The organism is Roseivirga pacifica (genome assembly GCF_900111145.1).
GTDB classification, from domain to species: domain Bacteria; phylum Bacteroidota; class Bacteroidia; order Cytophagales; family Cyclobacteriaceae; genus Roseivirga; species Roseivirga pacifica.
This window is the reverse complement of record NZ_FOIR01000004.1, coordinates 236079-250040: the sequence shown is the minus strand read 5'-3', so window position 1 is coordinate 250040 and position 13962 is coordinate 236079. Positions and strand designations below refer to the sequence as shown.

Genomic DNA, 13962 nt, shown 5'->3' with positions numbered 1-13962 from the left:
AAACAATGAAAAAGCTAAAAGTAATAATCGCGTTTGCGGCAGTTGCACTCCTAATGAATTCGTGCATTTATTCGCTGTTTCCAATTTTCACAAAAGAGACCCGAGTTTTTCTACCTGAACTAGATGGTAAGTGGCAGGAGGGCGACAAGGAAGGTAATTATGTTACTTTCTCCGCAGGGCTCAATTACAAAGGGAATTTAAAAGTTAGTAAGGTGGAAAAAGGACAGCCTCAGCCTAAGGTTGAACCAAAAGTTGAAACCAGTTTCTCTATAGAGTTTGATGGGGACGAATATTATGTGGAAGATGGTGATACCATTCGAGACAAAGAAAAAGTAAAGGCCTATTGGGAGAAAGAAATGGAAAAGCTTTCAGAGGAATTTAAGGGGGATATGGCCGATAAACTGGCGAATACGCTTACTGAGCTTGGTGGTGCGATAGAGCAACTAACGAGTGGTTTAGATGTAGGCTTCGACAAGGATCCAGAAAGTTACTATATGACGATTTATGAAGAAGGGGAGAAAGTGGCGGTTTATGAGGCCAATGTTACTGAAATTGGAGGAGAGTACTTTCTTGATATTTATGCCACTGATGGTGATTTGGCCGATCAGGCTTTTGAAAGTATGGTATGGTTTCCGGTGCATAGCTTTATGAAATTGGAAATGAATGGAGATCAATTGAAACTGGTGCAGTTTGACTATCAGAAAATGAACAAGCTCTTTAAAAGTAACCTGATCCGTTTGAGGCATGAAGTGGTTGACGGTACTGTACTGATTACTGCGCAGACTGATGAATTGAGAAAATTTATTGATAAGTATTCGAAAGACGAGTCGGTATTCGAGGGGTCTACACTTTACACCAAGGTAGGACAATAGCATGAAGAGACTGGTCAAGTTTTTAAAGTCGCGTTGGTTTCAGCATCCAATTTTTTGGATGCTGTCCATTTACGCTATAGGCAGCTACTTTGCCATTTCCAGCATTCTTAAGTTTCTCGACTTCTATTATGCATTGTTTTTCCATATCCCGCTATTCTTTTTGGTGTATGTAAACCTGTTGGTAATTGTTCCCAACTTGCTCAAGAAGGGGCGTTACGCGCTCTATGCACTTTCGGTGCTGGCATTGCTTGCAGCTACCTACTGGTTGCACGAATTTACCTTTGAGGTTATAGTGGCGGAAACAGCATTATATATGGTGTCCTTTGCCGATTGGCAAGTGCTGGTGACTATTTTCGCTATTTACATCGTACTTACCACGCTGCTTACCTTGTCTAAATCTTGGTACACTTTGCAGCAGGTGGAGAAAGAGAAACTTTCAATTGAGCTCGATTCTCTCAAAACACAGGTCAACCCCCACTTTCTTTTCAACAGCCTCAATAGTATTTATTCTTTGGCTTTGGCCAAAAGCGAACAAACAGCTGATAGTGTTTTGGAGCTTTCGAACCTATTACGGTACATGTTGTACGAGGTGGGTGAAGATAAAGTGCCTTTAGAAATGGAGGTGGAAATGATCGAGAACTACATTGAGTTGCAAAAGCTACGTGCCGATGCTTCGACCAAGGTTCAGTTTAGTGTAAGTGGAAAGATTGAAGCTTATAAAGTAGCTCCTTTACTTTTCTTTCCTTTGATAGAAAATGCTTTTAAACATGGTGTTAAAGGTGTTTCGGAAGAAGGGTTTATTCATATTGAAATGAAGTTGGATAAGGGACTGTACTTTGAAATAAGTAACAATAAAGGAGTAGTAGATGATATGGAGCAGGGTAAATATGGAGGGATAGGTCTGGAAAATGTTAAACGAAGGCTAGAACTGATTTACCCGAATGCACATACCTTTGAGATTGAAGAGACCGCTGACCTTTTTACTGCAAAACTTACACTAAAATGATTCGATGCCTGATAATAGATGATGAGCCATTGAGCCGAAATGTACTGAAGGGCTTTATCCAAGACCATCCCGATTTGAACTTAGCTGGCGAGTGTAAAGATGCACTAGAGGCTATGACTTTTTTGGAGAAACAGCCAGTCGATTTGCTGTTTTTAGATGTGAACATGCCGAAATTATCTGGCGTGAATTTCTATAAAGCGTTGCAGCAAAAGCCAGCGGTGGTTTTTACTACAGCTTATCCTGAATTTGCTGTAGATGGCTTTGAGCTAAACGCTGCGGATTACCTAATGAAGCCCATTGCATTTGAGCGCTTTCTACAGGCAGTGCAAAAGGTGAAAACGAAGCTTGGAGGAGTGTCGGAAAGCAAACCCCAGCAAGATTACATTATGCTAAAAGCAGACAAAAAGATGTACCGTACTCCGTTTGATGAGTTGCTGTTTTGCGAAGCTTTAGGGGATTATGTAAAAGTTTATTTAACGGATAAGGTGTTGATTGTAACCACTACCATGAAGAAGCTCTTGGCAGAATTGCCCTCAAATCAATTTATCAGAACACATAAGTCTTTTATCATCAACACGGCTAAATTCGATTACATTGAGGGTAATCAGATTAAGGTTGGAGAACATACTATTGCTATTGGGCAGAGTTATCGTGAGCAGGTCTTGAGTGTTTTGGGTAGCTAATGATAGTTTCCTAGATTCGAAGCACAGAAATGGTTGTTATTTAGTTATTTAAATACTTCTTGAAGTACTGCTATATCTTGGGAGATTTTTTCTAGGAGTTTATCAAAAACCAAAGTGTTACTGTCAATACCACGTTGGTCCTTTGAGCACTTAGAGCAGCTCATGCTATCTTTATTGTTTTCTTTTCCGCATTCACAGCCCCATATGGAAGTTAACTTACTGGTTAGTCCCTTCTTTTTCTCAGAGAAAGAGACTTTAATAGGATACTTTTCTTGAATTAGCTTTTTAATGTTTTCGAGCGCATGTAGGTCGTTGGTTATGTATTCTGACTTCTCACTTTTTAAGGTTTTCATAAGCAGTATTCCTTGGTGAAAGTCTGAGGTGATGAGATTAGAATAAACTATGTTGTAGTCTAATAGCTTATTGGATTTTATGATTTCAAGGATCTGATTTTTAGTGCTTATCGAAAGTTCTTCTTTTATCAGGTTTGAATAGAGTTTTTCTTTGGATATTTCTGAAGGTAAATGTCCAAAAAATTCCACCATTTTAGATTCGAAGTCAGGCATATGAGATACACTCTTTTTGTCGAAGTATTCAATAACCAGCTCTGAGAACTCTTCTAATTGGTTCTCAATTAGAAACCTCCAAGTTTCATCAATATAGGCTAGAGAGTCGTTTTTTGCAGATTCTAGATATAGCTGTTTTTTCTTAAGAATATTAAAGGCGATATCCGAGATTGATGTCTTTGAATTGAAATTGGTAGATTTTTCACTATTATCTGTTTTTAATTTGGCTGCCATTCCTATCGCTGTAACCATCAACATTGACTTCCCTTGGGCCGAAATCTCATCATTGTCGATTCTCAGATCAAGAATACAATTTGCTCCAAGTATTTTTGCCTTATACTTGAGTTGATCAATAGCCTCTGAGTTAATGCGGTCTAATGTCTTTTGGTAAGATTGAGAGTTGCCTCCAAAGAAATCGGTTAAACCAGAAAATAGATCTTTAAAGAAATTCATCCCAATAACAAGGTGGGATGTAATTGGCTCATAGTACTCTTCTATTTCTCTACCTTCTATGGTCGAAGATGTAGTAACTAGAACATCTAAGTTTTTCATTGTTGGAACTAATTGTGTGTGAATTAATAAATCAATTATACTCAAAAAGAGTTAGAGTTTAACAACCTAGCTAGTTGTCTTGTCCTTCACCGGTACCCAAAGCTCTTCTTCGGATTCAGGGTCATTGTTTTTGTACTTCTCTCCCATTACTGCAAAGTGAGGTCTGTGGTCTAGCTCGTATTCTGAGGAGGGCAGCCATTCTCTAAAAATGTATTGGTATGCTTTACCGGCCTCGGCAGAAGAGCCCTTGTAGGCAAAAACAGCATAATTTCCTTCAGGAATTACCAAGTGATGCATTTCTTCGGGCTGACCATCTAAGCTTTCAACAGCCACTGCTGCCCATTTCTCAAACCTCTTTGCAGGGTCAAAACCCTTAAAGTAATCGCTACTGTAAACTTCTATTGAGTAAAGCTCAGTACCTAGCTGGTTTTGGATCTCGCTGCGTTTAGGCATAAAGTTGCGCCAAATAGCTACGGTTTTATTGTCCGTTAACGACATTAACGCTTTTTGCCCAACAAATTTCGTTTCGGGCATGGTCTCAATTCGGCATTCCATGTATTAAAGTTACCAAGCACATATTGCCACACAAGGCTGCGCCTGATTATCCTTTGAACGGTGCTATTTATGGATCATTCCAGGCGCCCTGTTTTCAGTGCCTTCCACATTGGTAAGTGCATCGCCAAGTTTGTTGCGCATGCCGTTGGCAAGTGCTTTTATCTCTTCAACAACATCGGGATGTTCGTTGGCCACATTGTTGGTTTCGCTTATATCTTTAGAAAGGTCGTAAAGTGCTATTTCATCGAAAGTCAAGTATTCGTAATCAGCTGGGAGGCCACCTTTGCCACCTTCGCGACCACCTAGGGTCCTGTATTTATGCGGAAAATACATCTTCCAGTTTTTGTAACGCACGCCTTGTAATTCGTTTACATGGTAATAAAAATAATAGGCCTCTTGTGGACTCTCATTACTTTCTCCGGTCCAGATTTTCCAAACACTTTTACCATCTATATTTTTTGCAGGAAGCTGTGCACCTGTTAATTCAGCTATGGTTGGCAAAATGTCAATGTTCATCATAGGTGTTTGCAGTGTTCTGCCGGGGTTAATTTTACCCGGATAGCGAATAATTGCAGGTTCTCTTTGGCCACCTTCTAGTGCTGTGCCCTTGCCTTCGCGAAGTGGTAGTGCGCTGCCCGAATGCTCGCCATAGGCCAACCAAGGTCCATTGTCTGAAGTGAAGATTACCATAGTGTTTTCATCAATTCCTTCTTGCTTAAGGGTTTTCAAAATCTCACCAACCGACCAGTCAATTTCCATAATTACATCCCCGTAAAGCCCACGTTCCGACTTGCCTTTAAACTTGTCGCTAACAAAAAGCGGTACGTGTGGTTGCGGATGAGCCACATAAAGAAAGAAGGGCTCTGATTTGTTTTCCTGAATAAACTGAATGCTGCGTTCTGTAATTTGAGTGGTTAAGTTCGACTGATCCGTGAGGGTGTCAATAATGTTTTCGTTTTCATAAAGTGGTAGTGGCCCAAAGTTGAAAATAGTGCCTTGTTGCGGATGGTAAGGCCACATGTCATTTGAAAACGGGATGCCGAAGTATTCATCAAATCCTTGTTTGGTTGGAAGAAATTCAGGCGCATCGCCCAAATGCCATTTGCCATAAATGGCTGTTTTGTAGCCTTCTGTTTTCAACATTTCGGCAATGGTGGTTTCTTCCGGGTTCAAACCTTTGGGGCTATTGGGCATAAAAGCCCCATGAATACCCAATCGGTTAGGGTAGCAGCCAGTAAGCAGCCCTGCACGCGAAGCCGAGCAAACCGCTTGCGCAGCATAAAAATCGGTCAGGCGAATGCCTTCCGCAGCCATTTGGTCTAGGTTTGGTGTTTTAAAACCAACAGCGCCATAGCTACCTACATCCTGATAGCCCTGATCATCTGTAAAAATGATGATTACATTGGGTTTTGAAGGTGTTTTGGTGGTAGTTGTTTGGCAAGAATAGACAGCAAAAAGTACAACTATCAGCAGTAGTGAGTTCTTCATCGGTATAAAGGTTTGGGCCAATATACTGGAATATGGCAGCTAAACCTTACAGTATTTTACCTTAGCTTCTGGTAGTGTAAATAATGGTAAAAGTAGCCCCTTTACCTTTGCCTTCACTCGTAGCACTAATTTCTCCACCTATTCTGCGCATCATGTTTTTGCATAGGTACATGCCAATGCCAGTTGAAGGCTCGTTCGAAGTTCCCAGTCGCTGCAAAGGAGAGTTGTAGGCGAATATTGCCTTGGCGCAAGATTCGTTGAAGCCAACACCATAGTCTTTAACAGCGATTTTCAGGGTATGCTCCTCTTTTATGGCTGATATCTCAATATTTCCGCCAACATTGGAGTATTTAATGGCATTGTCGAGCACATTTTTTAATACCCGTTGCAGGCTGTGTTTTGGTAGTGCCAAGGACCCTTCAAAACCACCAATCGTCAAATCAATTCCCTTTGCCTTCATTTGCATGTGTAGGTCTTTGGCCACTTCACCAATCAAAATCGGTACTGGAATGCTGACTTTTTCAGCGTCTAGCTCGCTGTTCAACTTTTGTTCTTTTAGCAGTTGCAGGTAATAGCGTAGCTGTTTTAGTTGTTTGTCGAGTGTTTCTTTCAGCATTCCTTCCAGCTCTTTTCGCTGTTCGGGGTCTGTTTCATCTTCAAGCAGTGCCAATGCGCCCATAGCTGTTCTTACCGGACTTTGTAAGTCGTGCGAAAGTACATGGAGTACGTTTTGCCGTTCTTCTTCATACTTTTCTAATTCATTTATGGCTTGTTGCACATCGGCCATTAGCACTCCAGCCTCGTCTTCAAACGTTAGGGGTAAATCGGGCGTTTTGGAAAAAGCTATGTAGTCGTTAAGCGCATTTTTAGCAATCATAACGGGTTTAAGTAGCTTGTTTAGCAGGAAGAGCGTAATGCCTGTGGCCAATAAAGTAAAGACCAAAGTTAGTAGGCCAATGGTTTTTGCAGCATCTATGGGGAACCTACTAATTAGAAGATATCCGATAATCGCAAACAAGGGAATATGTATTCCAACAAATGCGACAAATAAGATTTTAAGGGGGAAACGCTTGCTAAGAAGTGGCAAGTGAGATAAAAAAGTGTATGTGCGCACGGTGATATATTTGGTTGTTGGTATTCTAAGTTAAAAATTAAAATATAAAATGTCGAGTCTGCGACAATTGTTAATTAATGATAATATATCATGAATTAATGATAATAATTTAATTGTGTTTTTTGAACACAAGAAAATGCAGTTAATGAGTTATGGCTTGCTACTGGTCGCTTTAGTAAGGTTTTGAGACTTTTTGAAAAAAATATTCGGAGTTTGTAAGAAATGCTTTGGCTAGAGGTACTAATTGGTTGACGATTCATTTAAATGACCGAAGAACAACAATCGCAAATATTTCAAGAGTGGCTAAATGAGCACAAGGGGATCCTTTTTAAGGTAATTAGATCTTTTGCTCAAAGCGCTGAAGACCAAGAAGACCTGTTTCAGGAGATTTCGGTGCAGCTATGGCGTTCGGTGCCAAAGTTTAAGGCAGAGAGTAAAGTGAGCACGTGGATTTATCGGCTAGCACTCAATCAAGCAATTAAATGGAGCACCAAGGAACAACGAAGACCTGCCGAGGAACATAAGGAAGAGTTTTCGAGGCTGCTGTATCAACAAGCCCCGGCAGATAACTCAAGGCTGAATTGGCTTTATGAGCAAATCCATGAGTTGGAGCAAACCGATCGCTCAATTTGCCTGATGATGTTTGATGGTTTTAGCTATAAAGAGATAGGAGAGGTTGTAGGGATTTCGGAGAACTACGTAGGCGTGAAGGTGAATCGGATCAAAGAAAAACTGACAGCAATGTCGAAAAAGTTGAATTAAAATGGAGTTTGAAGAAATGAAAAAGATATGGGACAACCAGACCAATCAGCCAATGTACGCGATTGATCAGGACGCATTACAGCAACGTGTGAGTAAGAGAAAAAACAAGGCGAAAAATATCGCTAGCTATACTGAAAAGGCCTTAGCAGGTGCTTTGGGCTTATCGGGTTTAGCCATAGTGGCAGTGAATGTTTTTACTGGTAAGTATGAGGTGACTTCGCTAATTATGGCAGTGTTAATGTTGGTCATGGCAACTTATGTTTTGGTAAACAGAAGCAAAAGACTGAAATGGAATAATACTTTCGATAATTCTATTTTGGGTGAATTGGAAGAGGCCATTGCTCACGCAAACTATCAGGTGCGGTTGTCGCAATCGGGTCGGTGGTTTTTCTTTATTGTGGCTGGCTTTACTGTGCTAAGTACTTATAGTACTACTGCCGATATTCCTAAAACCATTATTGTGATTGCCTTTTTTGTGGTGGTTTATTTTCTGGCAAAATGGGAGCATAAAACTTTTTACGTTAGCCAAAAGCAACGCCTTTTGGATATGAAAAAGAAACTGCAGGAACTCGAGGTAGTTTAAAAATAATAAACTCAGTCGCCACTTTGCAGTCCGAACTACAGCCTATATCTTAGGTAGTATGTTGAAGAACAAAACGCTTGGTTTGGCCTTGAGTGGCGGTGGTGTACGTGGTGCTTTACATATTGGTGTGCTCGAGGCATTGGAGCCGCATAACGACCAAATAAAAGCCCTTTCGGGAACAAGTATTGGCGCTGTAATTGGCGCCTTTTATGCTGCTGGTGTGCCGCCCCGAAAAATGCTCGAAATAATCAGTAGTCAGTCGCTGTTTAGCATGGCGCGCTTGGGCTTCAACAGAAAAGGTTTAATGGAAATGACAGGCCTGTATAAGCTACTCGAAAAGTATGTACCCAAGACATTTGAAGAGCTGAACATACCTTTGACTGTAGTTACCACCGATTTGGGTTCTGACGATTACCTGCCCATTAGCAGTGGCGATTTACATCAGGCTGTAGTGGCTTCATGTTCTATTCCTGTGTTTTTTAAGGCTACGGAAATAGACGGTAAGCAATGTGTAGATGGCGGTTTGCTGAATAATTTGCCCGCTAATGAGTTGGTAGAGAAGGTGGATAAAATTATAGGTGTGCATGTAAATAATTATGCCATTCCTGAAAAGGCCGAAAGTCTGAAAACCTTGGCCGATAAAGTTTTTTCCCTGGTGATTCGCCAAAACGTAAAGCGCTATAAAATGTATTGCGACTATTGGCTTGAGCCTGAACTACCGCATGGCAGTGTGCTGGATTTTAGCAGTACTGGCGAATATTATGAAATAGGCCGAAAAGCTGGGTATGAGTTTGTGGCACATCCGAAACAGTTCAGGCTAAAAAAGCATTTTTTAGAACGTTTTTTCTTCCGCTATATAGACCACAAATACATGCCGTATTAGGCTTCCAGTATTTGCATTAATTCTTCCTGAAAGTCCTCTTTGGCCATTTTTTGTGCAATGGAAGAAGCTGCTTGCTTAAAATCAATATTAGTCCAAAGTGAGTTTACGAGTGGCTCCAGGTTGCTTTGGCTAATACTTCCGATTTTAATGCCTTTTGGACCAACGCCTAGATCAGAGAGCACATTGTTCCAGAAAAACTGATCGATTATATGCGGTATTATCATTGAGGCACAGCCGTACTTTAGCCCAAGGTGGGTGGTGCCACTTCCACCATGATGTATGATAGCGTGCGTTTTTGGTAAAATCCAGTCGTAAGGAATGTTGCTGGTAAAGTAGAATTGAGACTTATTATAATCTGATGGTTCAATCAAGCCACCGCCCGCAGTATTGATGATTGCAGGAATGCCCAGTTGCTGGAAAATATCCATCATCACTTTGGTTTTTTGTACTGGTTCTGGGTTGCTCATGCTACCAAAGGTCAGGAAAATGAACTTCTGATTTTTCTCAAGAAAATGTTTTAGCGCTTCGTCAGGCTGCCAAGTTCTAGTCTTGTTTCTTTCCTGATAACCAAGAAACGCTACTTGTTTAGGGAGACCTTGTGTATTGATTAAGCTAGGCGAAACCGTAAAGATTGCCGGCTCATTTTGCATGGCTGATTTAAGCGTTTTTTGGTCGTTATTGGCTTCAATATGCAAAAGCTTGGTTAGATAAAACCTAAGGTTTTTTACCGTAGCATAAGTAGTGAATTTATAGCTCCACTTGTTTAGAAGCTTGCCTAAATCTTTCCCTCGAAAAGCCATTGAAGAGCGACCCTTTATAGGGTGAACTACACAGGGAATGGGGCTGAGTATTATGCTTTTTCCTGGTCTATCTACTCCCCAATGAACAGGAATGGTTGCTTTAATGCTGTGAATGATCTTATCGGGTTGCAAAGCCTCTATCGCTTCGAACTGTTGTTTGAAAATGGTTCTGTTAATCTCTTTTGAAGCTTTGTATAGTTTGTAATAGGCTTTGAATTTTTGAACAAAGTTGCCTTTTCCGCCTAATGCTTGTTTACCTACTTCGCCTTCAATCATATCGAGAAACTCGGCTGTCATAGGAATAAATTCCATGCTAGAGTCGAGCGTTATCTGTTCAAACTGCTGCGGAAAAACACCGGTTACATCATGTCCTCGGTTAGCAAGCATTTCGCCCACCGCTAAAAATGGCTCAATGTCGCCACGAGTGCCAAGGGCTATTAGCAAAAATTTCATAAGGTTTCTTTCTGAGGGTAGGGCTAGTTTTTGATAGTTCAAATTAAAACTTTCTACTGTAATGAACCATCCATGCAACAGTCTTTAAGTTGAACTGTCTCTTATGCACTAAAAACTCAAACTATGTTCCGCAATTACCTCAAAACCGCCCTGCGTTCACTTCGCAAAAACAAATCTTACAGTCTGCTCAACATCCTCGGCCTAGCTTCTGGCATGCTGGTATTTATGCTTATAACCCGCTACGTAACCTATGAGTTGAGCTACGATGGTTATCATGAAAAGAAGGATCGCATTTTTAGAGTATACAAGCGCGATGACGGTAATGTGTACCAAGGAACGGATCAGTTTGCTGTAGTTCCTGCTCCGCTGCCCACTGCCATGAAGGCGGAGTTTCCCGAAGTGGAGGCTGCCGCACGCGTATTGCGCAGGCAAAACGCCTTGATAGAGGTAGGCGATGAGTTTTTTATAGAAAGTAACTTACATGGAGTGGATCCTGATTTTTTCGAAATCTTCAGTTTGGAGATTTTAAAAGGAGACCCCAATAGTCCTTTAACAGGTAGAGAGTCTGTTGCCATTTCTCGAACCACTGCTATGAAGTATTTCGGGACAATTGATGCCCTTGGGCAGACATTAAAGTATGGAGAGGAGTGGAGCGGTAAGCAGTTTTTTATGCAGGTAACTGCGGTGTTCGAAGACATGCCAGAGAATTCTCACTTCACCATTCAGCTGGCGGCCGATTTTCAAGGGGTAATGGAGTTGAACAGAGACGATTCGCAGAGCTGGAACAACAGCTCTTACTATGCTTTTGGCCTGTTGGCGACCGGCAATAGCTTTGAGGGTTTGCAAGAAAAGATGCCGCAAATTCGTGCCAAATATGCCGATGATCCAATTGATGAGGACGGACAAGAATCGAACTACATTATTCAGCCTTTGGCCGATATGCATTTTACAAGCAATGTGAACTTTGATATAGCGCCAAGTGCTAACAAGCAGAACTTGCTGATCTACTTGGGGATTGCCTTTATGATTCTGATTATTGCGGGCGTAAACTATGTAAACCTAGCAACTGCTAGGGTAATAAATAAAACCAAAGAGATAGGCATTAGGAAGGTGATTGGAGCGCAAAAGAAATCGCTGCTTAGTCAGTTTTTAGTCGAATCAAGCGTGTTAGTTTTTACTTCATTGGCTATTGCAACATTTTCGTTATTGCTCATTTTGCCTTCTTTTGCCACATTTATTGATAAGCCTTTGGCTGTCGATTTTGCCACAGTTCAGCCTTGGCTGGTGCTTTTGATTTTGGGCGGAAGCATGACATTGCTGGCCGGTATATACCCTGCTGTACTTTTGGCTAGATTTAAGCCAATAGCTTCTTTAAAAGGAAAAGGAACGGTAAGCAAAAGCAATGCAATGTTCCGAAATGCCCTAGTGATATTTCAGTTCACTATTTCGGGGATACTCATTTTGGGTGCAACTGTACTTTCTCGACAGCTTAGCTACATTCAAACCATGGATGTTGGTTTCGATAGAGATCAGATTGTGATCTTTTCTGTTCGCGACCAAGGCTTGAGAGATCAGATTGGCGCTTTTAAAGATGAAATCAAAACTATTCCTGGGGTGGTTTCCGTGGCTGCTTCTAATTCCCTGCCAAACAATATCTCTTCCAGCACATCGGCTAGGTGGCCTGGCATGCCAGAAGATGGCGAAAGAGTACGTATTTATGTGAATACGGCAGACTATAATTATGTAGATCTTTATGGATTAGAGTTGGTGGCAGGAAGGAATTTCGACCCTAATATTGCTGCTGACAAGAAAGGAATTTTGATTAACGAAGCCGCTGCCAAAGCCATTGGCTGGGACGACCCGATTGGCAAGGAAATGGTACGCACTTGGTATGGCGACACCGGTAGAGTTGTGGGAGTGTTAAAGGACTTTCATCAGCATTCGGTACATCTTGCTATTGAGCCAAGCCAAATTTTCTTTAACGATGAACAGTCGAGAATTTCTGTGAAAATTGAGGGCGATCTGGACAGAACGCTCAAGGCAATTGAAGCCAAGTACTTAAGCTTCAACCCTAAATATCCTTTTGATTATAACTACTTCGATGATGTATTTGATAGGGCCTACCAAACGGAAACCAGAACGGCCGAATTGGCTAATTGGTTTACTGCTTTGGCCATAGTAATTGCTTGCTTAGGGCTTTACGGTTTGGCTGCCCATAAGGTGCAACATCGCATTAAAGAAGTTGGCGTGCGCAAGGTGCTTGGGGCTTCGGTTGGGCGTATATTGGCGCTTTTGTCCAAAGATTTTGCCTTGCTATTACTCGTAGCCTTTCTAATTGCCTCACCCATTGCGTACTATGTAATGAATGGCTGGCTAAACGATTTCGCCTACCACATTTCCATCAATATCTTCACCTTTGTAATTGCCTTGGTGCTGATGTTGCTTGTAGCCGGACTCACCGTTGGGTACAGAACTTACCGTGCTGCGGTACGAAACCCCGTGGAGGCTTTAAGGGAGGAGTAGAAGTCTACTCCATAATCTAAGTCTGTAAACTGGATTTTATGAGCGCACCTTAACGGGCTTCAGCTTCTTCATGCGATAGTACTCGCTAAAGCTGATCATGCGTTGCTCGGCTTCGTCCCACAATTTGTTACGCATTAGTGAAAGGCTTTGCCAAAAGTTGATGGTTGTGGTAAACTGGTTCAACCAAGGGTTTTCCTTAATGCACTTTTTCAAATTGTAATTAGGAATAAACGGATTAAGGTGGTGAACATGGTGAATACCGATGTTGCCTGTTAACCAATTGAAAACGCGTGGCACCTTATAGTATGTGCTGCCTTTTAGGGCTGAAGTCACATAATCCCAGTTCTTTTTCCATTGCTTGTAACTGTTTTCGTGCTGATGCTGCACATAAAAGAACCAAATGGCGATGATTGAAAACAACACCAAAATGGTAAGGTGAACCAGTAAGAATTTTTGCCAGCCAAGTAGAAAACCTAAAAGCAAGAATATGGCGAGCAGTACAAAGTTGTTAAGCACCAACCATTTTTTTGCCTTTTGAAAGCTTGGTAGCTTAATCATGGCAATACGGTTGTGAATGAATACATAATAAACCGGGCCAATAAAGAACATAACGATTGGAGAACGGTACAGGCGGTACTTGAAGCGCTCAAATCGGGTCATTTGCTCAAATTCGGCCACAGTCTTGGTGGTCACATCACCTATGTCCCTAATCTCTAATTGGCCATTGTGTTTGTGATGCACATTGTGCGATTTGGACCAATAATTAAATGGAATGGTTGAAAAGTAACTGCAGATGTAGCCAATTACTTTTTGGGCTTTTCTGTTACGCAAAAACGATTGGTGGCCGCAGTCGTGCTGAATAATGAAGATTCTTACCAAAAAGAAAGCGTTGATAACGCCTAGCCCAAGTGTTATCCAATAGCTGTAATCCAGGCTAATGTACATTAAGATCCACAGGCCAATAAATGGCAAAAATGAATTAATGATTTGAATGGTGGCTTTGGCTTTATGCTCTTGCGCATACTTTTTAAGCGAGTGAATGCGCTCCTTCGCCAACGATATTTTTTCTACTCTTGTATTCTCTTTGGTATTCATTCAGGTACTCCTTCAGCTTTCGCTTTT

General features: G+C 41.4%; 13 protein-coding genes. 7 read left to right on the top strand and 6 right to left on the bottom strand.

Annotated elements, in window-relative coordinates:
• Positions 1–5: 5 nt before the first annotated feature.
• The 3 genes from BMW98_RS18185 to BMW98_RS18175 are packed head-to-tail and all read left to right on the top strand — an operon-like array spanning position 6 to position 2561.
• Positions 6–872, top strand: coding sequence for a hypothetical protein (locus BMW98_RS18185; protein ID WP_121505211.1), 867 nt, complete (start codon positions 6–8; stop codon positions 870–872).
• A 1-nt stretch (position 873) separates the two neighbouring features.
• Positions 874–1878, top strand: a complete 1005-nt coding sequence (locus BMW98_RS18180; protein ID WP_090260562.1) for a sensor histidine kinase — start codon at positions 874–876, stop codon at positions 1876–1878.
• A complete protein-coding gene (locus BMW98_RS18175) occupies positions 1875–2561 on the top strand; it encodes a LytR/AlgR family response regulator transcription factor (RefSeq protein ID WP_090260560.1) in 687 nt (228 codons plus the stop codon). Before BMW98_RS18180 ends, BMW98_RS18175 begins: the two co-directional genes overlap by 4 nt.
• Before the next feature lie 44 nt (positions 2562–2605).
• On the opposite strand, the gene BMW98_RS18170 is transcribed toward BMW98_RS18175, so the two are convergent.
• The 4 genes from BMW98_RS18170 to BMW98_RS18155 all read right to left on the bottom strand — a co-directional run bounded on the left by BMW98_RS18170 (position 2606) and on the right by BMW98_RS18155 (position 6836).
• Positions 2606–3679 (bottom strand): YbjQ family protein, encoded by a 1074-nt coding sequence (locus tag BMW98_RS18170; protein WP_090260558.1) that lies wholly within the window; start codon positions 3677–3679, stop codon positions 2606–2608.
• A gap of 66 nt (positions 3680–3745) precedes the next feature.
• Positions 3746–4234: a GyrI-like domain-containing protein gene (locus tag BMW98_RS18165; protein WP_090260556.1), complete on the bottom strand. Its 489-nt coding sequence runs from the start codon at positions 4232–4234 to the stop codon at positions 3746–3748.
• Between the two features lie 63 nt (positions 4235–4297).
• Positions 4298–5722: a sulfatase family protein gene (locus tag BMW98_RS18160; protein ID WP_090260554.1), complete on the bottom strand. Its 1425-nt coding sequence runs from the start codon at positions 5720–5722 to the stop codon at positions 4298–4300.
• A gap of 61 nt (positions 5723–5783) precedes the next feature.
• Complete coding sequence (locus BMW98_RS18155) at positions 5784–6836, bottom strand: sensor histidine kinase (protein WP_139177678.1); 1053 nt, start codon at positions 6834–6836, stop codon at positions 5784–5786.
• A 264-nt stretch (positions 6837–7100) separates the two neighbouring features.
• Between BMW98_RS18155 and BMW98_RS18150 the strand changes: the two genes are divergently transcribed.
• The 3 genes from BMW98_RS18150 to BMW98_RS18140 are packed head-to-tail and all read left to right on the top strand — an operon-like array spanning position 7101 to position 9064.
• Positions 7101–7598, top strand: coding sequence for an RNA polymerase sigma factor (locus BMW98_RS18150; RefSeq protein WP_090260550.1), 498 nt, complete (start codon positions 7101–7103; stop codon positions 7596–7598).
• A gap of 1 nt (position 7599) precedes the next feature.
• Entirely contained in the window at positions 7600–8181 is a 582-nt protein-coding gene (locus BMW98_RS18145) for a hypothetical protein (RefSeq protein ID WP_090260548.1), read from the top strand.
• A gap of 58 nt (positions 8182–8239) precedes the next feature.
• Entirely contained in the window at positions 8240–9064 is an 825-nt protein-coding gene (locus BMW98_RS18140) for a patatin-like phospholipase family protein (protein WP_090260546.1), read from the top strand.
• Here the strand turns inward: BMW98_RS18140 and BMW98_RS18135 are convergent.
• The gene (locus BMW98_RS18135; protein WP_139177676.1) at positions 9061–10317 is read right to left on the bottom strand and encodes a glycosyltransferase; all 1257 of its coding nucleotides are present in this window, start codon (positions 10315–10317) and stop codon (positions 9061–9063) included. The two genes, BMW98_RS18140 and BMW98_RS18135, sit on opposite strands and share 4 nt — an antisense overlap.
• 123 nt (positions 10318–10440) lie before the next feature.
• On the opposite strand from BMW98_RS18135, the gene BMW98_RS18130 reads away from it, so the two are divergent.
• Positions 10441–12840, top strand: coding sequence for an ABC transporter permease (locus tag BMW98_RS18130; protein ID WP_090260542.1), 2400 nt, complete (start codon positions 10441–10443; stop codon positions 12838–12840).
• A gap of 36 nt (positions 12841–12876) precedes the next feature.
• On the opposite strand, the gene BMW98_RS18125 is transcribed toward BMW98_RS18130, so the two are convergent.
• Positions 12877–13935 (bottom strand): fatty acid desaturase, encoded by a 1059-nt coding sequence (locus BMW98_RS18125; RefSeq protein WP_090260540.1) that lies wholly within the window; start codon positions 13933–13935, stop codon positions 12877–12879.
• Positions 13936–13962: the final 27 nt, after the last annotated feature.